Genomic DNA, 20238 nt, shown 5'->3' with positions numbered 1-20238 from the left:
GAGTGCCGGTCCCGGGCACGCCCCTGCGCCGGACCGGAGTGCCGGTCCCTGGCACGCCCCTGCGCCGGAAGGCGGTGCCGGCGTGAGCGCCGCGAACGTCCGGCCCGCCCGGGTTGCTGTGAAGGCCGTCCGGCCCGCCGGGTACGGGCTCGTGCGCGCCGGACGCGGCTCCTTCCTCGTCCACCGCCGCTCGGCCCTCGTCGCCACGGGCCTCCTGCTGCTCCTGGCCGCGGCCTGCGTCGCGTACCTCTGCGTCGGCGAGAAGTTCGTGGCGCCGGGTGAGGTCGTACGGATCCTCCTCGGGCAGTCGTCGCCGTCCGCGTTCGTCGTCGAGGAGCTCCGCGAGCCCCGGCTCGTCGTCGCCCTCGCCGTCGGCGCCGCCTTCGGCATCGCGGGCGGCCTCATCCAGACCGTGGCCCGCAACCCGCTCGCCAGCCCCGACATCATCGGCATCAGCCAGGGCGCGGGGGCCGTCACCGTCGCCGCCATGACCTTCGGCCTCACCTCGTACACCGTCCTGCCGTACGTCTCCATCGCCGGCGGCATCCTCGCCGCCGCCCTCGTCTACGCCTTCGCCTGGCGCGGCGGGCTCCACGCGGCCCGCTTCGTCCTCATCGGCATCGGCATCGCGATCGCGCTGCGGTCCCTCATCACGCTCTTCATGACGAAGGGCGACTACCTCGTCGCCCAGCAGGCCCAGATCTGGATGACCGGCTCCCTCAACGGACGCGGCTGGGACGAGTCCGCGCCGATCCGCTGGACCCTGCTCCTGCTGCTGCCCGCCGTCCTCTGGGCGGCCCGCGCCCAGCGGACCGTCTCCCTCGACGACGACACCGCGACCGCGCTCGGCGCCCGGCTCGGCGGGGTCCGGCTCGGGCTCGTCGCCGTCGGCGTCGTCCTCGCCTCGGTGGCGACCGGCGTCGCCGGGCCGGTCGACTTCGTCGCGCTGCTCGCGCCGCAGATCGCCCGCCGCATGACGCGGACGGCGCAGATCCCGCTGCTCTGCTCCGCGCTCACCGGCGCGGTGATCGTGGTCGTCGCCGACCTCCTCGGCCGGCGCCTCTTCTCCCCCGTCGAACTGCCGGTGGGTGTTCTCACGGCGGCGGTCGGCGCCCCGTACCTGATCTGGCTCATCGTCCGGAGCCGAGCCGTTGGAGGAACGTCGTGAGCAGACTGCAGGCACGCGGACTCACCCTCGCCTACGAGGACCGCACCGTCGTCGAGGAGCTCGACCTCGCGATCCCCGACGGCAAGGTGACCGTGATCGTCGGCCCCAACGCCTGCGGCAAGTCCACGACACTGCGGGCCCTCGGGCGGCTGCTGAAGCCGGCGGGCGGCGCGGTCCTGCTGGACGGGGAGTCGCTCGCGAAGCTGCCCACGAAGCGGATCGCCCGCTCCATCGGCCTGCTGCCGCAGACGCCCGTCGCGCCCGACGCCCTCACCGTCGCCGACCTCGTCTCCCGCGGCCGGCAGCCGCACCAGGCCTGGTGGAAGCAGTGGTCGGAGGAGGACGAGCGGGCCGTCGCCGACGCCATGGACCGCACGGACGTCGCCGCGCTCGCCGACCGGTCCGTCGACGCGCTCTCGGGCGGGCAGCGGCAGCGGGTGTGGATCGCGATGGCCCTCGCCCAGGAGACGGACCTGCTCCTCCTCGACGAGCCCACCACCTACCTGGACATCTCCCACCAGGTGGAGGTCCTCGACCTGGTCCGCCGCCTCAACCGGCTCCGCGGCCGGACCGTCGTCCTCGTCCTCCACGACCTGAACCAGGCCGCCCGGTACGCCGACCACCTCGTCGCCATGAAGGCGGGGCGGGTGGTCGCGGAGGGCGCGCCGTCGGAGATCGTCACGTCCGAGCTCGTACGGGACGTCTTCGGGCTGTCGTCGGTGGTGGTCCCGGACCCGGTGACGGGGTCGCCGCTGGTGGTGCCGGGGGCGCCGTGGCAGACGGACGCGGTGGTCCCGACCGACGCCTGACCCCCCCCCCCCCCCCCCCCCCCCCCCCCCCCCCCCCCCCCGTGTGGCGCCCGCGCCCGTGCTGGGCGGCGCCTCGGCCCACCGCCGTGTGGGCAATCGTCCCGCTGGGCGGGACGGGTGGGCACACGGGACGGGCGCCCTCGCGGCGCCTCCGCGTTCCGCGCCTGGACCCGCACCGGATGCGCGGCGCACGCGTGGTGCGGGTCAGGGCGCGGGAACCTGGCGCCGGCAGGGGCGCCGTCCGTTGTGCCCACCCGTTCCGCCCCAGCGGAACGATTGCCCACAACGGCGGGGCGCGCCCACAACGGCGGAAGCGCGCCCACAACGGGAGGCAGCGCGTCAGTGTTTGCGGGCGCGCCAGAGGAGGAACAGGGCCGACGCGACGGCCGCGCCGCGGAGGACCCAGGGCCACGTCTCGCCGATCGCCGCGCCCATCGCCTCGCCGCCCGGCGCCACCGCCTCGCCCCAGCGGCCCTGGACACGCCCCCACAGCCAGACGATGCCGCTCGCGGCCGCGAGGCCGGGGATCACGAGGACCGCGCCCTTGACCTCGCCCGGGGTCAGCCGGCGGGACGCGTACGCGAGCAGCCAGCCCGCCGCGAGCGCGACCAGCGAACTGAAGACGGCGCCCCCGAGCAGGAGCAGCGCGGCGAGCAGGACGAAGGGGTTCGCGAGGCGGGCGCGGCCGGAGGCCGGGGCTTCCTCGGCCTCCGGTGCCTCCTCGGGGGCCGGGGCCGGGGCCTTGCGGAGCCGGAGGAGACGGGCCAGACGGCGGCGCTTCCCCGGCGCGGGGTCCTCGGCCGCGTCGTCCTCGTCCTCCGCCGGCGCTGGCGGCGTGAAGAGGTCGGGGCGTTCGATGCCGCCGACGAAGCCGGGGAAGCCGTCCTCGTCGGAGGGGTCGTCGGGGTCCGTCCGCCACCAGTCCGCCGCAGGGCCGGCCGCGCGGCCGCCCCGGTCGTCCTGGGCGGGGATGGCGGCGCGCGACGCGCCGGGCGCCGTGCGCGGGTTGTCGGGCGTGCCGGAGGCCGCTTCGCGGGGGCGGCGGAGGCCGCGTGTCCGGCCCGTGCCCCCGTCCTCCCCCGTGCGGGGCTCCGGCAGCGGCGGACGGTCCGGCGACGGGCCCGCCCGGTCCACGACCTCGTCCGGGGTGCCCAGGGCGCCGAGGATGCCCCGTACCGCCGCCTCGCCCTCCTCGCCGTGCGTGGCGCGCCGGCGGTCGATCTCGTTCCGCAGGCCGGAGACCAGCTTCATCCGGTCGCTCGCCGGCAGCTGCCGCTGCTGTGCCAGATCGCCGACCCGGCTCAGATAGTCGTAGACCAGACGGTCGCTCTCGATCCCCACGATGCCCCTCCACGGCCGGTTCGCCCGGTACGGCCCGACGTTAGCGCCTGAACAGCGGCTAACGTGGTCCGGATGGGGATCGGTGAGCTCGACCGGGAGGCGCACGTGCCCGAGGTAACTGGCGCCGGCGCGGCGCCCCGCACGCTCGCGGAGGCGCTCCGCGCGCGGGGCGACGAGGGGCTCTCCGCGCTGCTGCGCGCCCGGCCCGACCTGCTGAGCCCCGTACCGAACGACCTGACGCAGCTGGCGACCCGCGCCGGCACGCGCGGTTCGGTGGTGCGGGCCCTGGAGCGGCTCGACCGTTTCGCCCTCCAGACGGCCGAGGCGCTGGCCGTGGCCCCGGACCCCGCCCCGTACCCCGTGCTCCTCGCGCTGCTCACCGGCGACGAGGGCGATCCGGAGATCGAGGCGGCGCTGCCTGGCGCGGTGGCGCTGCTGCGCGAGCAGGCGCTGGTGTGGGGCGAGGACGACCGGCTGCGGCTCGTACGGACCGCGCGGGAGCTGCTCGCGCCCTCGGCGCAGCATCCGTCGCCGACCGGGCTCGGGCCGACGGTCGCGGAGGCGACGGCGGGGATGTCGCCGGGCCGGGTGCAGGAGATCATCGCGACGGCGGGGCTGACGCCGACGCACGACCCGGTGTCGGCGGTCGCGGCGCTGACGGAGCTGTTCACCGACCGGGCGCGGATGGGCGCGCTCCTCGACGAGGCGTCGCCGGAGGCCCTCTCCGTCCTGGACCGGCTGGTGTGGGGTCCGCCGTACGGCGAGGTGACCGCGAACCCGGCGCCTCCCGTGCAGTGGCTGCGCGACCGGGGTCTGCTGCTTCCGGTGTCGGCGCGGACCATGGTGCTGCCGCGCGAGGTGGCGCTGCATCTGCGGGGCGGACGGGCGCACCGGGCGCCGGAGCCGGTGGCGCCGGTCGTGGAGACGGCGCGCGAGTACCGTCCCCAGGTTGTGGACAGCACGGCGGCCGGGCAGGCGTACGCGACGCTCGCGACCGTCGAGGAGCTGCTCAAGTCCTGGCACCAGGGCGGGCCGCAGGTCCTGCGGGCGGGCGGGATGGCCGTACGGGACCTCAAGCGGACGGCGGCGGCCCTGGACGTGACGGAGCAGCTCGCCGCGTTCTGGCTGGAGCTGTGTTTCGCGGCGGGGCTGCTCGCCTCGGACGGCGAGGCGGACGAGCGGTACGCGCCGACGCCCGCGTACGACGACTGGCTCGACCTGCCGGCCGCCGAGCGCTGGGCCCGTCTGGTCGCGCCCTGGCTCATGGCGACCCGGGTGGCGGGCCTGGTGGGCGGCGCGGACGCGAAGGGCCGCACGCTGGCCGCGCTCGGCCCGGACCTGGACCGCGCGGCGGCGCCGGAGGTCCGGCACCGGGTCCTGGAGCTCCTCGCGACCCTCCCGCCGGGCGCGGCGGCGGACCCGGAGACGCTGTTCGCGCGGATGCGCTGGGAGCGGCCGCTGCGGACGGCCGCGCAGGCGAGCCCGCCGAAGCCGACGGTCGGTGCCGGTGCCGCCGGCGCTGCGGGTGCGCGTGGCGCCTCCGCTTCCGACGACTCCCCGGCCACCGGCACCCCCACCGCCGGCTCCGCCCTCCCCACCGACCTCCGCTCCCGGCTCGCCCGCTGGAGCCTCGCCGAGGCCGAGCTGCTCGGGCTCACGGGCCGGGGCGCGCTCGCGGCGCCCGCCCGGGCCCTGCTCAACCTGCCGCTCGCGGAGGCCGCCGCCCCCGCCGACCACGGGGGCCGGGTCGAACTGTCGGTGGCCGCCGGGCGGGCGGCGACCCTGCTCGCGCCGTTGCTTCCCGAGGCCGTCGACCACGTGCTGCTCCAGGCGGACCTGACGGCCGTCGCGCCGGGGCCGCTGCGGCGGCCGCTCGCGGACGCGCTCGCGGTCCTGGCGGACGTGGAATCGAAGGGTGGCGCGACGGTGTACCGGTTCACGCCCGGTTCCGTACGGCGCGCGCTGGACTCCGGGCGGTCGGCGTCCGACCTGCACGACTTCCTGACCGCGCACTCGCGCACGCCCGTGCCGCAGCCGCTGGCGTATCTGATCGACGACGTGGCGCGGAAGCACGGGCACCTGCGGATCGGAGCCGCCTCCGCGTACGTCCGCTGCGACGACGACACGGTCCTCGGCGAGATCCTGGCCGACCGGCGCTCCGCCGCCCTGGGCCTGCGCCGTCTCGCGCCGACGGTGCTGGCCGCGCAGACGGACCCGGCGTCGCTGCTCGACGGGCTGCGGTCGATGGGGTACGCCCCGGCCGCCGAGTCCGCGGAGGGCGACGTCCTGATCACCCGCGCCGACGCGTACCGCACCCCGGCCCGTACGGCCCCGGTGCCCGTCCCCGACGGCCCGCCGGCCCCCGACGCCACGCTCCTCGGCGCGGCGGTGAAGGCGATCCGGGCGGGCGACCGGGCGGCGACGGCGGTACGGAAGGAGCCGGCGGCCCCCGTGACGGCGGCGGGCGGCCTCCCCCGCACTTCGGCGGCCGAGACCCTGGCCACCGTCCAGGCCGCGGCGATGACCGGCTCGGCGGTCTGGATCGGCTATGTCAACGCGGAGGGCGCGGCTAGCCAGCGGGTCATCGCGCCGGTCCGCGTGGAGGGCGGCTTCGTGACGGGCTACGACCACACGGCCGACGAGGTCCGCACGTACCCCCTGCACCGGATCACGGGCGTGGCGGAACTGGCGGACGACCAGGTCTAGCGCCTCGGGTTCACCAGGGCGCCCGGGTCGACCTTCAACGGGAAGGGCGCGTCGATCGCCGTCTCGCGCCCGGCCTCCGCGACCAGCCGCTCCACGTAGTGGCCGTCCCGCAGCTCGGAGACGACCAGCGCCGGTTCGGGCTCCAGCTCAAAGCGCCACAGGTGCTCGATGCCGGCCTCCGCGTAGTACGGCGGCTTGAGAAGCCGGTCGGTGCGGCGGCCGGAGGAGGACTGCGAGACGATCTCGACGACGAGCAGGACAGCGTCCGCGTCGCACGTGGTCGGGTTCTCGGCGGCCGCCGCCGCCTCCACGACGACGATGTCCGGGATGAACAGGCCGTCGGGCAGAACGACGTTGACGGCCTCAAGGACCTCGGCATCAGCCCCCGCCGCCTGCACAGCGGCGTCCAGAAGGCCCCACAACCGCGACGACGCCCGCTGGTGCTTGAATCCCGGAGCCGGTGACATCAAGAGTGCTTCCCCCATCAATTCGCGACGCTCACCTCGGTCCTCCCCCAGAGCCAGGACCTCCTCCATCGTCCAAGGCCCGTCATGCGGATCGTGAGCAACGCTCATCTCTCGCCACCTCCCTCGCGCGGAAACCGACGACTTCAGTGTGGCAGCCCCCGCCGACAACGGCCCCGCATCAGGCAGACTGGAGGATTGGCCGTCATCGGAGCGGCCCGGGAAGGACCTGATCGACGTGAATGGGCCACTCATCGTCCAGAGCGACAAGACGCTGCTCCTGGAGGTCGACCACGAGCTCGCCGAGGCGTGTCGGCGGGCCATCGCGCCGTTCGCGGAGCTGGAGCGGGCTCCGGAGCACATCCACACGTACCGGGTGACGCCGCTGGGGCTGTGGAACGCGCGGGCCGCCGGGCACGACGCCGAGCAGGTCGTCGACGCGCTCGTCGAGTACTCGCGCTATCCCGTGCCGCACGCGCTGCTCGTGGACATCGCCGAGACCATGGCCCGGTACGGGCGGCTCACGCTCTCCAAGCACCCCACGCACGGGCTCGTGCTGACCACGACCGACCGGCCCGTCCTGGAGGAGATCCTCCGGTCGAAGAAGGTGCAGCCGCTGGTCGGGGAGCGGATCGACGCGGACACCGTCGCCGTGCACCCCTCCGAGCGGGGGCAGATCAAGCAGACGCTCCTCAAGCTGGGCTGGCCGGCCGAGGACCTCGCCGGGTACGTGGACGGTGAGGCGCACCGGATCGACCTCGCCGAGGACGGCTGGAGCCTGCGGCCGTACCAGAAGCAGGCCGTCGACGGCTTCTGGCACGGCGGCTCCGGTGTCGTCGTGCTGCCCTGTGGCGCGGGGAAGACGCTGGTCGGGGCCGGGGCGATGGCCCAGGCCAAGGCGACGACGCTGATCCTGGTGACGAACACCGTGTCCGCCCGGCAGTGGAAGCACGAGCTGGTGAAGCGGACCTCGCTGACGGAGGACGAGATCGGCGAGTACTCCGGTACGCGCAAGGAGATCCGGCCGGTCACCATCGCCACGTACCAGGTGCTCACGACGAAGCGGAAGGGGATCTATCCCCACCTGGAGCTCTTCGACTCCCGGGACTGGGGCCTCATCGTGTACGACGAGGTGCACCTGCTGCCGGCGCCGGTCTTCAAGTTCACCGCCGACCTCCAGGCCCGGCGGCGCCTCGGTCTGACCGCGACCCTCGTCCGGGAGGACGGGCGGGAGTCCGACGTGTTCTCGCTGATCGGGCCGAAGCGGTTCGACGCGCCGTGGAAGGAGATCGAGGCGCAGGGGTACATCGCGCCCGCCGACTGCGTCGAGGTCCGGGTCAACCTCACGGACTCCGAGCGGCTCGCGTACGCGACGGCCGAGGCCGAGGAGAAGTACCGCTTCTGCGCGACGACGGCGACGAAGCGGAAGGTGACCGAGGCCCTGGTGAAGAAGTTCGAGGGCCAGCAGATCCTCGTCATCGGGCAGTACATCGACCAGCTGGACGAGCTCGGCGAGCACCTGGACGCGCCGGTCATCAAGGGCGAGACGTCGAACGCGCAGCGGGAGAAGCTCTTCGACGCGTTCCGCAACGGCGAGATCAACGTCCTCGTGGTGTCGAAGGTCGCGAACTTCTCGATCGACCTGCCGGAGGCGACGGTCGCGATCCAGGTCTCGGGCACCTTCGGCTCCCGCCAGGAGGAGGCCCAGCGCCTGGGCCGCGTCCTGCGCCCGAAGGCGGACGGCCACCAGGCGCACTTCTACTCGGTGGTCGCACGGGACACGATCGACCAGGACTTCGCGGCCCACCGGCAGCGGTTCCTGGCGGAGCAGGGGTACGCGTACCGGATCGTCGACGCGGACGAGCTGCTGGCCGGGGACTGAGAACGGGACGGGGTCCCGGTCCGCTTCGGACCGGGACCCCGCCCGGGTCCTGATCCGCACGGACCGGGACCCCGCCCGGTCGGCCTCAGACCGTCGGGTTCAGGACCAGCTTCGCCTTGTTGTTCTTCGCGTTCGGGTCGAACGCGAAGCCCGTGCCGTACGGCGGGTTCAGGACGATCGCGCCCTTCGCGCCGGTGACGGCCGTGTCGACGCGCAGCTCGAACGGGAACGTCATGCTCTGCTGCTCGGCCACCCAGATCGGCAGCTGGCACACGTAGCGCGGCGCGCCGGTGCGCACCTCGCTCTCCCACCAGCCGCCGTCCGCCGTACGCGGCTCGCAGGCGTCCGGCACCGTGGTCGCGGTCGCGCCCTGCGGGACGGTGACGTCGACGGAGCCGACCGGGTCGCCGGAGCCGAGGTTGGCGACCCAGGCCGGGCCGCGGTTGCGGAAGGTGACGTCCGCGCGGACGGTCTCGCCGGCGGCGGCGGTGAGCCGCGCGCCGCGGACGGCGAAGTCCGCGGTGTTGGTGACGCCGATCGAGGCGACCGTGCCGTTGCTCCCCGGGTCGAGGTCCTCGGCGCCGCCGCGGGCGTGCACGCCGATGTCGACGCGCTCGGCCATCGCGTACGGGGCGGTCCTGGCCTGCAGCGCCGTCGGCAGGGCGAAGGTGCCGCCCGGGGCCACGACGTCGTCGAAGGCGCAGTCGATCTTGGTGAGCGGCTTGATCGTGCCCTCGCCGAGCGGCTCGCGGGTGCACTGCGGGGCGACCGTGCCGAGGTCGAGGCCGCGGGTGACGTAGAGGGTGACCTGGACGCCGTTCGCGGCTTCGTTGCCCTTGTTCACCACGGAGACGGGCACGGGGACGGTGCTGCCGGGGGCGACGCCGGTCACCGGGGCGGCCTGGGTGACGACGAGGTCGGGGCCGGACGCGACCCGGACGGTGGTGGAGCCCTCGGGCGCGACCAGGGTGCCGGAGCCGGTGGTGGCCGTGGCCGTGTAGTTGATCTGGCCGGTGACGCCCGCCGCGGCGCCGGCGGCGGCGCGCAGCTTCACCTCGACCGGGGCTTCGCCGGTCAGCGGGACCTCGGGGAAGGAGCAGACGGCGGTGGTGCCGGCCGGGGCGCAGGTGTCCGGCCAGGTGACGTCGGCGATGCCCGCCAGGCCGGAGACGTCGACGGTCAGCCGGCCGTCGGTCACCCGGTAGCCGGCGTTGTCGTGGTAGAGCCCCAGGCCGACGGTGACGGCCTGGGCCTCGCCGCCGTCGACGGCCTTGGGCAGCGCCAGCTCCCAGGGCGAGACGATCCACAGCTGGTCGCTGTCGGCGGCGGCCGGTGCGGCGGTCACGCCGACGGTGACCAGGCCGGCCGCGGTGGCGCACGCGGCGAGTCGCGCGAGACGGCCGAAGGAGGACTTGCTCATGATCTGCTGTGTTCCTCACTGCTTCGATTGCAGGGCGATGCGATGAGGAGACCGTCGAGGGCGGCGAAGAGTTGCACGCCGGAACGGATTCAGTGGCTCCGGTTCCTGCGAGGGGAACGGATTCAGTGGCTCCGGTACTTCGGGCGCGGGTCGCGGACGCCGGCCTCGGCCGGGCCGTGGTCGCCCAGGAGGGCGACCGCGGCCGCCGCGCCGCCGAAGGCGCGGATCGCGCGGGCGGCGGTGGCGAGGTGGCGGGTGCGGGGGCGAGGGACGGTGGTCACGAGGGTGAAGGTCGTCGCGGTCATGTCTCCATGATGGAATCCGGACATTGCAGGCACATCGGTCTGGGGGGTGAACCGGGGTCCGCCTCGCGTCGGATCCCGGTCCCCGGGGTCGGAGAGCCGGTCCTCCTCGCGTCGGATCCCGGCCCCTAGGGGCCAAAACGGTTCGCCCCTCCGTCCGTGCGGAGTTACACTTTCCGGCTTCCCCCGCTTCCCGTCCGTGGAGCGCCGCCGTCCGGTCGGAAACCGGCGGCCACCTTGTCGTGTCCGCGTATCCACCTGCCCGGAGGCTTCACCGTGTCCGTGTCCGTGCCCGAATCCGACGCTCCCGACGCCCTCGACGATCCGCTCGCGCGCGAGCGCGCCCATCTGACCTCCTCCCGCGCCGCGCTGCGCGCGATGCGCGAGGACGTCGAGGCGCTCGACATCAAGGACGTCACCGCGAACTGGGTCAACTCCCTGGTCCTCGGGCGGCAGATCGAGGACCGGATCAAGGCGCTCGCCGACCTCGCGGACACCCCGCTCTTCTTCGGGCGCCTCGACTACCTGCACACCACGCAGGAGGGGCAGCGGTTCTACATCGGCCGGCGGCACGTCCACGACGCCGACGGCGACCCGATGGTCATCGACTGGCGCGCGCCGGTCTCCCAGCCGTACTACCAGGCCTCGAAGAAGGACCCGCAGGACGTCGGCCTGCGGCGCCGCTTCGGGTACACGGGCGGCGACCTCACCGCGTACGAGGACGAGCACCTCTCCGACCCTCAGGAGCTCGAACACACCAGCCGGCTGCTCCAGGCGGAGATCGAGCGGCCCCGCGTCGGTCCGATGCGCGACATCGTCGCCACGATCCAGCCGGAGCAGGACGGGATCGTCCGCTCCGACCTGTCGGGGACGGTGTGCGTGCAGGGAGGACCGGGGACCGGAAAGACCGCCGTCGGCCTGCACCGTGTCGCGTACCTGCTGTACGCGCACCGGGAGCGGCTCGCCCGCACCGGCACCCTGGTCATCGGGCCGAACCGTTCCTTCCTCCACTACATCGAGCAGGTCCTGCCCGCGCTCGGCGAGCTGGAGGTGCAGCAGGCGACGGTCGACGACCTCGTCGCGCACGTGGAGGTGCGGGGCACGGACGAGGCGGCGACGGCGGTCGTGAAGGGCGACGCCCGGATGGCGGAGGTGCTGCGGCGGGCGGTCCGCTCGCACGTGACGCTGCCGACGGAGTCCTTGATGGTCGTGCGCGGTTCGCGACGCTGGCGGGTTCCCGCGTACGAGATCGAGGAGATGGTACGGGAGTTGCTCGACCGCGACATCCGGTACGGCGCCGCCCGCGAGGCCCTCCCGCAGCGCATCGCGCACGCCGTCCTGGTCCGGATGGAGGAGGCCGGCGAGGCCCCCGACGACCGGGTGCAGAACGCCGTCGCGCGGAACACGGCCGTGAAGGCCGTCGTGAAGGAGTGCTGGCCGCTCGTCGAGCCCGCGAAGCTGGTCCTGCGGCTGCTGAGCGACGCCGACTTCCTCGCCGAGCACGCCGAGGGGCTGCTCACCGAGGACGAGCAGAAGCTGCTCCTCTGGGCGAAGCCGGCGCGGAGCGTGAGGACGGCGAAGTGGTCGGCGGCGGACGCCGTCCTCATCGACGAGGTGAAGGACCTGGTGGAGCGGACGCACTCGCTCGGGCACGTGGTCCTCGACGAGGCGCAGGACCTGTCCCCCATGCAGTACCGGGCGGTGGGCCGCCGCTGCACGACCGGCTCGGCGACGGTCCTCGGCGACCTGGCGCAGGGCACGACGCCGTGGGCGACGGAGAGCTGGGCGCAGGCGCTCGGGCACCTGGGGAAGCCGGAGGCGCTGGTGGAGGAGCTGACCGCCGGCTTCCGCGTGCCGCGCGAGGTGATCGCGTACGCCTCGCGGCTCCTTCCGCACATGTCGCCGGGGCTCGCGGCGGTGGAGTCGGTCCGGGAGAACCCGGGCTCCCTGGAGGTCCGCCCCAGCGAGGCCCTCGACGAGGACGTCGTCGCCGCCTGCGTCGAGGCGCTGACGCACGAGGGCTCGATCGGCCTGATCGCCGCCGACGCGCGGATCGCGCCGCTCGCGGAGGCGCTGACGGCGGCGGGGCTCGCGTACCTCTCGCCCGGCGAGGAGACGACGGCCGAGTCCCGGCTCACCCTCGTCCCGGCCTCGCTGGCGAAGGGTCTGGAGTACGACTACGTGGTCCTGGACGAGCCGGCGGCCGTCGTCGACGGCGAACCGGACGAGCGGACCGGCCTGCGGCGCCTGTACGTGGCGCTGACCCGTGCCGTGTCCGGCCTGACGGTCGTCCACTCGGCGCCGGTTCCCGAGCAGTTGGGGACCCCTGCGTGAGGGGGGCGCTGCACCACGTCGAGCTGTGGGTGGGTGACCTGGAGCGGGCCGAGCGGAGCCTCGGCTGGCTGCTCGGGGCGCTCGGCTACGCGCTGTTCCAGTCCTGGGAGGGCGGCCGCAGCTGGGCGCTCGGCTCCTGCTACCTGGTGGTCGAGCAGTCCCCGGCCCGTACGGCGGACGCGCACGACCGCCTCCGGCCGGGCCTCAACCACCTGGCCTTCCACGCCGGCGACCGGTCGGCCGTCGACGCCCTCGCCGCCGAGGCGCCGGCGCACGGCTGGCGGCTGATGTTCGCCGACCGGCATCCGTACGCGGGCGGCGAGGGCCACTACGCGGCGTACCTGGAGAACGAGGACGGGTTCGAGGTGGAGCTGGTGGCGGGCTGACGACCGCCCGCGCTCAGCTCCGTACCTGCGCCGCCGGCGAACGTCTACAGCACGGCCGCGTACTCGGCGAGGGCCTCCGTGTGGCTGCGGTGGGCGATCGTGGCGAGGACCGGGTTCTTCCCGCGGTAGTAGTGCTCGGTCACGACGCCCCAGACCAGGGCCCAGCCCCGGCCGCGCGCCCAGGTGGCGTCGTCGACCCGGGCGGCCTCGCGGAAGAGGGGGCGGGTCTCGGCGGTGAGCAGGGTCCAGGCGGGCATGGTGTCGCAGGCGGGGTCCCCCGTACCGAGGGCTCCGAAGTCGATGACGGCGCTGAGGCGGCCGTCGCGGCCGAGGAGGTTGCCCGGCAGCAGGTCGCCGTGGACCCAGACGGGCGGGCCGTCCCACTGCGGGAGCCGGAGCACGGACTCCCAGGCGGCGGTGGCGAGTTCGGCGTCGATCGTGCCGTCGGCGCCGAGTGCCCGGAGGGCGGGGACCATGGCGCCGTCCTCCCAGCCGGTGACCGGGCCGCCGCGGGAGGTGGCGGGGCCGCCGGCGGCGTCGACGGAGCGCAGGGCGTGACCGAAGCGGCCCAACTCGACGGCGGTGTGGGCGAGATCGGCGAGCGGGGCGTTGTGGGCGTCGTCGCCGTCGAGCCAGGCGAACACCGACCAGGCGCGGTCGTACCCCTCCCCCGGCACTCCGTGACCGAGGGGCACGGGGACGGGGAGGGTGAGGTGCGGGGCGAGGCGGGGCAGCCAGCGCTGTTCCTTCTCGGCCTGCCCGACCGCCCAGTCGGCCTTGGGCAGGCGTACGGCGTACGCGTCCCCCAGCCGGAACATGGCGTTGTCGGTGCCGGCCGAGTCGACCTCCCGTACGGGAAGCCCCGCCCAGTCGGGGAACTGGGCGGCGATGAGCCGCTGGACGAGGGCGGCGTCGATACCGGTGGAGGTCATGCGCGCGAGGCTAGCGATCACGTGCCGTTCGGACCAGGGGATTGAGGCCGGTCCAGGATGAGATCGCCAGCCCGGGCGAGCACCTCGGCGCGGCTACGGCCCTGGTGGTCGGCGGCGAGGAAGTGGTGCCCGATGGCCACGCAGAAGGCGAGCAGGCTGCGGGCCTCGACCTCGTCGGGGTCGGAGCAGAAGGTGCCGATCATCTCGCGGAGCAGCTCCATGCGCCGGTTGTCGACCCGGCGCAGGCGCGCGGCGACGGCCTCGTCGCGCCGGGCCCAGTCGCGGACGGCGAGGTCGATGGGGCGGAGGCGTTCGCCGGAGAAGGTGAGCATGCCGGCGAGGGTGATGAGGGCCCTGGGGTCGCCGTCCGGTTCCTGCCGGACCCGCTCGACGACCTGGTCGGCGGCCTCGCGCTCCCAGGTGTCGAGCATGGCGGCGAGGAGGGCGTCGCGGTCGGCGAAGTACCCGTAGAAGCCGCCTTTGGTGACGCCGAGGCGCTTGGCGAGGGCTTCGACGCGGACGGCGTCGGGCCCGCCGTCCGCGAGAACGGTCAGTCCTTCCTCCACCCAGCGTTCGCGCGGTGTGCGTGCGGCGCCCACGGTGTGCCCTCCCTCACTCGGCGACCGAATGTACGCCTCCGTACATCAGGTCTGGCATCGTTGGCCTCGTCGTTATACGCAAGCGTATAGAACGCAGGAGAAAGGCGGCAGCGGTCATGAGACTTCCCGTCAGCGAGCACACCGGCCGACCGTGGCGGATCCACGAGTACGCCCCCGACTTCACGACCCTGGACGTGTGGTCCTACCGGACGCCGGGCGCGGGGCCCGACGACTTCCCGGTGATGCTCGCCGCGATGCTGGCGGACGGCGGCTTCGCCCGGCAGTCCCCGGCCACCCGGTTCCTGTTCGCGGTGCGCTGGAAGCTCGGCGCCCTGCTCGGCTGGGACAAGGAGCAGGCGGGCCTCGGCACCCGGGTCCGGCCGGTGCGCGAGCGCATGCCGGAGGAGCTGACGTCGACGGCACCCCCCGCCCCCGAGGGCAGCCCGTTCACACCCCTCTACGAACTCCACGACGAGAGCGCCGGCGAGCTGGCGAACTCGACGGTCCACGGGATCATGCACCTGGGCTGGGTACGGACGCCCGCGGGCGACCACGAACTGCGCATGGCGGTCCTGGTGAAGCCCAACGGCCGCCTCGGCCGCTTCTACATGACCCTGATCGCCCCGTTCCGCCACCTGATCGTCTACCCGTCCCTGACCCGCCGCTGGGAATCCGCCTGGCGAAACCGGGAGCGGCTGCCCGGATAGCGGCTACGGGGTGTCGACCGCCTCGCGCCACGTGCGTACCGCTTCCGACGAGACCGGGTGGGTCCAGCCCTGGGGGCGGGCCGCGCCGCCGATGTGGAAGGCGGTGAGGCCGGCCGTGCGGAGGGTCGGGAGGTGGTCGAGGCGGAGGCCGCCGCCGACGAGGATCTGGGGCTCGTAGCCCGGCTCGCCCGTGCGGGCGGCTTCGGCCTTCAGGGTGGCGAGGCCGTCGTCGACGCCGGTGGCGGAGCCCGCCGTCAGGTAGGTGTCGAGGCCGGGCAGGTCCGCGAGGCGCTTGCGGAGGCCGTCGCGGTCGGCGGCGCGGTCGATCGCCCGGTGGAAGGTCCAGCGGCAGCCGTCCAGGACGGCGATGAGGCGCTCCACCGCGACCAGGTCCGGTTCGCCGTCCGGCGTGAGGAAGCCGAGGACGAACTCGTCGGCGCCCGCCGAGCGGAGTTCCTCCGCCCGGCCGACCAGGGCGTCGACGTCGCCGGCCGCGAAGCCGTCGGCGAGGCGGAGCATCACGCGCAGCGGGATGTCGACGGCGGCCCGGATGGCGGTGAAGGACGCCGTGGACGGGGTGAGGCCGTCCGCGGCCATGTCGGTGACGAGTTCGAGCCGGTCGGCGCCACCGGTCTGGGCAGCGACCGCGTCTTCCTCGTCGAGGGCGATCACCTCAAGGACAGCACGGTTGCTCATCTCGCCCATTCCTCCATGAATGACGACTACAGGTCTAGTCCAATGACCAGATTAGCCGTGCGCGTGACCTCCCGCATCGTGCCCCGCCTCACCCGACCCTGTCGCGGCCGGCGCCGGCGCCTTCCCCGTCGCGCCCGCCGTCACCGTGAAGGACGCCGTGCGGACCTTGCCCTCGTGCTGGAAGTCGAGGAACAGGCGGTACGTGCCGGCGCTGGGGGCCGTCGCCGTGAAGGAGACGTCCGGGCCGGGGCCGCCCTCGTTCGGGTGGACGTGGAGGTAGGCGAGGTCGCCGTCGCGGAGGGCGACGAGGTGGCCGTACGCGCCGAGGTACGGCTGCAGGTCGGTGACGGGCTTTCCGCCCTTGGTGACCGTGAGGCGGAGCTCGCCCGCCTTGCCCGGGTCCAGGACGCCGCCCAGGCGGACCTGGTAGCCGTCGACCGTCGCGGTCGGGGCGACGGCGGGCAGCGGCTTCGGGGCGTACGCCCCGGGGACCGAGAGGTCCGCACCCAGCGTGACGCCCTTGGCGCCGGGCGCGGCCGGCTTGAAGTCGGCGAAGGCCTTGTAGCCGCCGGCGGCCGGCAGGTCCGCGTCCACCGACCAGGTGCCGTCGGCGGCCTTCACCGGGTGGAGGTGGCGGAAGGTGTCGAGGTCGCGGGAGGCGACGATGAAGTGCAGCTCCTTGCCGTGCTCGGTGGTGAAGGCGGTGACCTTCCTGCCGGCCGCGTCCTTGATGGAGAACTTCAGGGTGCTGCGGCCGGCGGCGGGGGTCGGGGTCTCCAGGGCCAGGGTGTAGCCGTCCTGGGAGATCTGAAGGCCGCCCGGGAGCGATGCGGCCGCCGTCGTCGCCTCCTCTCCGTGGCCCTCGTGGCCCGGCTTCTTCTGCGGTTCCTGCGCGGCGTGCTCGCCGTGGCCCGCCTTCTGCGGCTCCTCCACGGGGCCGACCCCCTTGCCGACCCCGTACGCGGTCCCGAAGGTCGCGGCGAGCGCGGCGGCAAAGGCAGTGATCTTCACTCCGGTGTTCATGGCTGCTCTCCCGTACGTGCGGTGGCGTGGGCGGGCCGGGGATTCGTTCGCCCGATGCACTTCACCATACCCCTGGGGGGTATCAAGTCAAGTCGGATCCATGCTTGCGGTCGGATACCACCCGGGGGTATACATGGACTCGTTCGCAGATACCCCCCGAGGGTATCGCCACGAGAACCCGACCGAGGAGGAAGCCATGGGCTCCTGCTGCACCCCCGACAACAGCTGCTCCACCACGGAGACCACCGCCGTCGCGGTCGCCGACAGCACCGTCACCGTCTACGCCGTCAGCGGCATGACCTGCGGCCACTGCAAGTCCGCGATCACCAAGTCCGTCAGCGCCCTCGACGGCGTCATCTCCGTCGACGTCGACGTCGCCGGCGGCCTGGTGACCGTGACCACCGGCGGCGAGCCCGACGACGCCGCGATCACCGCGGCCGTCGACGACGCGGGCTACGAGCTGACCGGCCGGGCCTGATCCGCCGCCGGGCAGACCGACTCCCCACCGGCGTCCCCCGTCCCGGTACCCGACGGTCCGCCCGGCAGGCGGACACCCGCCCGCACCACCCCGGCCGCCGGGGCCCGGCCTCCCCCAAGCTCTCGGCTTCGCTGGAGCAGGAGGGACCCCCAGGGCCCCGGCCCCCGAACCCGCTACACCGAGGAGCAGGAAATGACCACGACCACTCCGGGCACCGCCCAGGTCGAGCTCGCCATCGGCGGCATGACCTGCGCCTCGTGCGCGGCCCGCATCGAGAAGAAGCTCAACCGCATGGACGGGGTCGAGGCCACCGTCAACTACGCCACCGAGAAGGCGAAGGTCACCTTCGACGCCGACATCGACGTCGCCGACCTGATCGCCACCGTCGAGGCCACCGGATACACCGCCCAGGAGCCCCGGCCCGAGCGACCCGCGGCCGGCGGCGACACCGACGGCCCCACCGACGAGGAGAAGGCCGACGAGGAGCTGCGGCCCCTCAGGCAGCGGCTGATCACCGCCGTCTCGCTCGCCGTGCCCGTCATCGCGATGGCGATGGTCCCGGCGCTGCAGATCGAGTACTGGCAGTGGCTGAGCCTCACGCTCGCCGCGCCGGTCGTCGTCTACGCCGCCTGGCCCTTCCACAAGGCCGCCTGGACCAACGCCCGGCACGGCGCGGCCACCATGGACACGCTGATCTCGGTCGGCACGATCGCCGCGTTCCTCTGGTCGCTGTGGGCGCTGTTCTTCGGGACCGCCGGTACGCCGGGGATGACGCACCCCTTCGAGTTCACGATCGCCCGCACCGACGGCGCCGGGAACATCTACCTGGAGGCCGCGGCCGGCGTCACCGCCTTCATCCTGGCCGGCCGGTACTTCGAGGCCCGCTCGAAGCGCAAGGCGGGCGCCGCGCTCAAGGCGCTGATGCAGCTGGGCGCCAAGGAGGTGACCGTCCTCAAGAACGGCCGCGAGGTCACCGTACCGACCGCCGAACTCCAGGTCGGGGACCGCTTCCTGGTCCGCCCCGGCGAGAAGATCGCCACCGACGGCACCGTCGTCGAGGGCTCCTCCGCCGTCGACGCCTCCATGCTCACCGGTGAGTCCGTGCCCGTCGAGGTCTCCGTCGGCGACGCCGTCACCGGCGCCACCCTGAACGCCGGCGGCCGTCTCGTCGTCGAGGCCACCCGCGTCGGCTCCGACACCCAGCTCGCCCGCATGGCCAAGCTCGTCGAGGACGCCCAGAACGGCAAGGCCGCCGCCCAGCGCCTCGCCGACAAGATCTCGGCCGTCTTCGTGCCGATCGTCATCGCCCTCGCGCTCGGCACCCTCGGCTTCTGGCTCGGCACGGGGCAGGGCCTCACCGCCGCCTTCACCGCCGCCGTCGCCGTCCTGATCATCGCCTGCCCCTGCGCCCTCGGCCTGGCCACCCCGACCGCCCTCATGGTCGGCACCGGCCGCGGCGCCCAGCTCGGCATCCTCATCAAGGGGCCCGAGGTCCTGGAGACCACCCGCAAGGTCGACACGATCGTCCTCGACAAGACCGGCACCGTCACCACCGGCCGGATGACCCTCATCAAGGTCCACACCGCCGAGGGCGCCGACGAGACCGACGTCCTGCGCCTCGCCGGCGCCCTGGAGCACTCCTCCGAGCACCCGATCGCCCAGGCCGTCGCCACCGGCGCCGCCGCCAAGGTCGGCACCCTGCCCACCCCCGAGGACTTCGCGAACGTCCCCGGCCTCGGTGTCCAGGGCGTCGTCGAGGGCCACGCCGTCCTCGTCGGCCGCGAGAAGCTGCTCGAAGAGTGGGCCATGACCCTCCCGGCCGGGCTCAAGGCGGCGAAGGACGAGGCCGAGCAGGCCGGCAAGACGGCCATCGCGGTCGCCTGGGACGGCAAGGCGCGCGCGGTCCTGGAGGTCGCGGACGCCGTCAAGGAGACCAGCGCCGAGGCCATCAGGCGGCTGCGCGCCCTCGGTCTCACGCCGATCCTGCTGACCGGTGACAACAAGGCGGTCGCCGAGTCCGTCGCCGCCGAGGTCGGCATCGACGAGGTCATCGCGGAGGTCATGCCGCAGGACAAGGTCGACGTGGTCAAGCGCCTTCAGGGCGAGGGGCGTTCGGTCGCCATGGTCGGCGACGGCGTGAACGACGCCGCCGCGCTCGCCCAGGCCGACCTGGGTCTGGCGATGGGCACCGGTACGGACGCCGCGATCGAGGCCGGCGACCTGACCCTGGTACGGGGCGACCTGCGGGCCGCGGCCGACGCGATCCGGCTCTCCCGCAAGACCCTCGGCACCATCCGCTCGAACCTCTTCTGGGCCTTCGCCTACAACGTGGCCGCCCTGCCGCTCGCCGCGGCCGGACTGCTCAACCCGATGATCGCGGGCGCGGCCATGGCCTTCTCCTCGGTCTTCGTGGTCGGCAACAGCCTCCGTCTGCGGGGCTTCCAGGCCGCCGACCGCTGACCCCCTGTGAATCACCGAACTCCGAGGAGCCCGTCGTGGCCGGTTACGGACAGCACAAGGAAGACATCATCAGACGCCTGAGGCGCATCGAGGGCCAGGTCAGGGGCGTGCAGCGGATGGTCGACGAGGACGTGTACTGCATCGACGTCCTCACCCAGGTCTCCGCCATCAACGCGGCCCTCCAGTCCTGCGCGGTGGCCCTCCTGGACGAGCACCTCAGCTGCTGCGTCACGGAGGCCATCGCCCAGGGCGGGGACCAGGCGAAGGTGAAGGTGGGTGAGGCGTCGAAGGCCATCGCCCGGCTGATCCGGACGTGACGGAGTACAACCGATGTCAACCGCCCTTGCGTGAAGGGCAGTCGGCGGACAGCGTGAGACTCAGCCGGAGACAGAGGCCGAGCAGCTGGCGGAGGAGCACCAGCTCCACCGATCCGGGCAGACCGGAGTCGCAGACCTTCGCGCAGGGGCGGTTCTTCATGAGGGTCGACATCCTGCCATCGTACCCCTGGGGGGTATACCTGAGCGGGGTTTG

At 73.8% G+C, this 20238-nt stretch carries 19 protein-coding genes; 10 read left to right on the top strand and 9 right to left on the bottom strand.

Annotated elements, in window-relative coordinates:
* Nucleotides 1-82 precede the first annotated feature (82 nt).
* Together AB5J54_RS22660 and AB5J54_RS22655 are read left to right on the top strand one after the other, a co-directional pair.
* Nucleotides 83-1168, top strand: coding sequence for a FecCD family ABC transporter permease (locus tag AB5J54_RS22660; protein WP_369145732.1), 1086 nt, complete (start codon nt 83-85; stop codon nt 1166-1168).
* Complete coding sequence (locus tag AB5J54_RS22655) at nt 1165-1977, top strand: ABC transporter ATP-binding protein (protein ID WP_369145731.1); 813 nt, start codon at nt 1165-1167, stop codon at nt 1975-1977. Before AB5J54_RS22660 ends, AB5J54_RS22655 begins: the two co-directional genes overlap by 4 nt.
* Nucleotides 1978-2316: 339 nt before the next feature.
* On the opposite strand, the gene AB5J54_RS22650 is transcribed toward AB5J54_RS22655, so the two are convergent.
* On the bottom strand, nt 2317-3318 hold the full coding sequence (locus AB5J54_RS22650) for a hypothetical protein (RefSeq protein ID WP_369145730.1): 1002 nt from the start codon (nt 3316-3318) through the stop codon (nt 2317-2319).
* A gap of 72 nt (nt 3319-3390) precedes the next feature.
* Between AB5J54_RS22650 and AB5J54_RS22645 the strand changes: the two genes are divergently transcribed.
* The gene (locus tag AB5J54_RS22645) at nt 3391-6024 is read left to right on the top strand and encodes a helicase C-terminal domain-containing protein (RefSeq protein ID WP_369145729.1); all 2634 of its coding nucleotides are present in this window, start codon (nt 3391-3393) and stop codon (nt 6022-6024) included.
* Here AB5J54_RS22645 and AB5J54_RS22640 read toward each other — a convergent pair.
* Nucleotides 6021-6599 carry a Uma2 family endonuclease gene (locus AB5J54_RS22640; protein WP_369145728.1) on the bottom strand — a complete coding sequence of 193 codons (579 nt, stop codon included), beginning with the start codon at nt 6597-6599 and terminating at the stop codon, nt 6021-6023. The two genes, AB5J54_RS22645 and AB5J54_RS22640, sit on opposite strands and share 4 nt — an antisense overlap.
* 127 nt (nt 6600-6726) lie before the next feature.
* On the opposite strand from AB5J54_RS22640, the gene AB5J54_RS22635 reads away from it, so the two are divergent.
* The gene (locus tag AB5J54_RS22635; RefSeq protein ID WP_369145727.1) at nt 6727-8370 is read left to right on the top strand and encodes a DNA repair helicase XPB; all 1644 of its coding nucleotides are present in this window, start codon (nt 6727-6729) and stop codon (nt 8368-8370) included.
* An 85-nt stretch (nt 8371-8455) separates the two neighbouring features.
* Here AB5J54_RS22635 and AB5J54_RS22630 read toward each other — a convergent pair whose 3' ends face one another.
* Both AB5J54_RS22630 and AB5J54_RS22625 read right to left on the bottom strand, forming a co-directional pair.
* On the bottom strand, nt 8456-9790 hold the full coding sequence (locus AB5J54_RS22630) for a CARDB domain-containing protein (RefSeq protein WP_369145726.1): 1335 nt from the start codon (nt 9788-9790) through the stop codon (nt 8456-8458).
* A 122-nt stretch (nt 9791-9912) separates the two neighbouring features.
* Entirely contained in the window at nt 9913-10095 is a 183-nt protein-coding gene (locus AB5J54_RS22625) for a hypothetical protein (protein ID WP_369145725.1), read from the bottom strand.
* A 273-nt stretch (nt 10096-10368) separates the two neighbouring features.
* On the opposite strand from AB5J54_RS22625, the gene AB5J54_RS22620 reads away from it, so the two are divergent.
* Together AB5J54_RS22620 and AB5J54_RS22615 are read left to right on the top strand one after the other, a co-directional pair.
* Nucleotides 10369-12426 (top strand): UvrD-helicase domain-containing protein, encoded by a 2058-nt coding sequence (locus tag AB5J54_RS22620; protein WP_369145724.1) that lies wholly within the window; start codon nt 10369-10371, stop codon nt 12424-12426.
* Complete coding sequence (locus tag AB5J54_RS22615; RefSeq protein ID WP_369145722.1) at nt 12423-12812, top strand: VOC family protein; 390 nt, start codon at nt 12423-12425, stop codon at nt 12810-12812. Before AB5J54_RS22620 ends, AB5J54_RS22615 begins: the two co-directional genes overlap by 4 nt.
* 44 nt (nt 12813-12856) lie before the next feature.
* Here AB5J54_RS22615 and AB5J54_RS22610 read toward each other — a convergent pair whose 3' ends face one another.
* Both AB5J54_RS22610 and AB5J54_RS22605 read right to left on the bottom strand, forming a co-directional pair.
* Nucleotides 12857-13744 (bottom strand): aminoglycoside phosphotransferase family protein, encoded by an 888-nt coding sequence (locus AB5J54_RS22610; RefSeq protein WP_369145721.1) that lies wholly within the window; start codon nt 13742-13744, stop codon nt 12857-12859.
* A gap of 17 nt (nt 13745-13761) precedes the next feature.
* Nucleotides 13762-14343, bottom strand: a complete 582-nt coding sequence (locus tag AB5J54_RS22605) for a TetR/AcrR family transcriptional regulator (protein WP_369145720.1) — start codon at nt 14341-14343, stop codon at nt 13762-13764.
* 116 nt (nt 14344-14459) lie between these two features.
* Here AB5J54_RS22605 and AB5J54_RS22600 point away from each other — a divergent pair, with 116 nt between their 5' ends.
* A complete protein-coding gene (locus AB5J54_RS22600; RefSeq protein WP_369145719.1) occupies nt 14460-15050 on the top strand; it encodes a DUF2867 domain-containing protein in 591 nt (196 codons plus the stop codon).
* 3 nt (nt 15051-15053) lie between these two features.
* Here AB5J54_RS22600 and AB5J54_RS22595 read toward each other — a convergent pair whose 3' ends face one another.
* Both AB5J54_RS22595 and AB5J54_RS22590 read right to left on the bottom strand, forming a co-directional pair.
* Nucleotides 15054-15746, bottom strand: coding sequence for a copper homeostasis protein CutC (locus AB5J54_RS22595; protein WP_369145718.1), 693 nt, complete (start codon nt 15744-15746; stop codon nt 15054-15056).
* A gap of 51 nt (nt 15747-15797) precedes the next feature.
* Entirely contained in the window at nt 15798-16769 is a 972-nt protein-coding gene (locus tag AB5J54_RS22590) for a hypothetical protein (RefSeq protein WP_369145717.1), read from the bottom strand.
* 196 nt (nt 16770-16965) lie between these two features.
* Between AB5J54_RS22590 and AB5J54_RS22585 the strand changes: the two genes are divergently transcribed.
* The 3 genes from AB5J54_RS22585 (at nt 16966) to AB5J54_RS22575 (ending at nt 20024) form a co-directional block, all read left to right on the top strand.
* The gene (locus tag AB5J54_RS22585; RefSeq protein WP_041130551.1) at nt 16966-17247 is read left to right on the top strand and encodes a heavy-metal-associated domain-containing protein; all 282 of its coding nucleotides are present in this window, start codon (nt 16966-16968) and stop codon (nt 17245-17247) included.
* Between the two features lie 192 nt (nt 17248-17439).
* Nucleotides 17440-19707, top strand: coding sequence for a heavy metal translocating P-type ATPase (locus AB5J54_RS22580; protein ID WP_369145716.1), 2268 nt, complete (start codon nt 17440-17442; stop codon nt 19705-19707).
* Nucleotides 19704-20024: a metal-sensitive transcriptional regulator gene (locus AB5J54_RS22575; RefSeq protein WP_369149425.1), complete on the top strand. Its 321-nt coding sequence runs from the start codon at nt 19704-19706 to the stop codon at nt 20022-20024. The genes AB5J54_RS22580 and AB5J54_RS22575 overlap by 4 nt, the downstream gene beginning before the upstream one ends.
* Before the next feature lie 16 nt (nt 20025-20040).
* Here AB5J54_RS22575 and AB5J54_RS22570 read toward each other — a convergent pair whose 3' ends face one another.
* A complete protein-coding gene (locus AB5J54_RS22570; RefSeq protein ID WP_158718993.1) occupies nt 20041-20196 on the bottom strand; it encodes a hypothetical protein in 156 nt (51 codons plus the stop codon).
* Between the last annotated feature and the right edge of the window lie 42 nt (nt 20197-20238).

It is taken from the genome of Streptomyces sp. R44, assembly GCF_041053105.1.
Taxonomy (GTDB): domain Bacteria; phylum Actinomycetota; class Actinomycetes; order Streptomycetales; family Streptomycetaceae; genus Streptomyces.
Note: the sequence above shows the minus strand (reverse complement) of the source record. Positions and strands in the feature narration are given on the sequence as shown.

Coding starts and splice junctions, on each gene's coding strand:
- AB5J54_RS22645 (WP_369145729.1), top strand. CDS start 3,391: ATGGGGATCGGTGAGCTCGACCGGGAGGCGCACGTGCCCGAGGTAACT.
- AB5J54_RS22640 (WP_369145728.1), bottom strand. CDS start 6,599: ATGAGCGTTGCTCACGATCCGCATGACGGGCCTTGGACGATGGAGGAG.
- AB5J54_RS22630 (WP_369145726.1), bottom strand. CDS start 9,790: ATGAGCAAGTCCTCCTTCGGCCGTCTCGCGCGACTCGCCGCGTGCGCC.
- AB5J54_RS22625 (WP_369145725.1), bottom strand. CDS start 10,095: ATGACCGCGACGACCTTCACCCTCGTGACCACCGTCCCTCGCCCCCGC.
- AB5J54_RS22610 (WP_369145721.1), bottom strand. CDS start 13,744: ATGACCTCCACCGGTATCGACGCCGCCCTCGTCCAGCGGCTCATCGCC.
- AB5J54_RS22600 (WP_369145719.1), top strand. CDS start 14,460: ATGAGACTTCCCGTCAGCGAGCACACCGGCCGACCGTGGCGGATCCAC.
- AB5J54_RS22595 (WP_369145718.1), bottom strand. CDS start 15,746: ATGAGCAACCGTGCTGTCCTTGAGGTGATCGCCCTCGACGAGGAAGAC.
- AB5J54_RS22590 (WP_369145717.1), bottom strand. CDS start 16,769: ATGAACACCGGAGTGAAGATCACTGCCTTTGCCGCCGCGCTCGCCGCG.
- AB5J54_RS22585 (WP_041130551.1), top strand. CDS start 16,966: ATGGGCTCCTGCTGCACCCCCGACAACAGCTGCTCCACCACGGAGACC.
- AB5J54_RS22580 (WP_369145716.1), top strand. CDS start 17,440: ATGACCACGACCACTCCGGGCACCGCCCAGGTCGAGCTCGCCATCGGC.
- AB5J54_RS22570 (WP_158718993.1), bottom strand. CDS start 20,196: ATGTCGACCCTCATGAAGAACCGCCCCTGCGCGAAGGTCTGCGACTCC.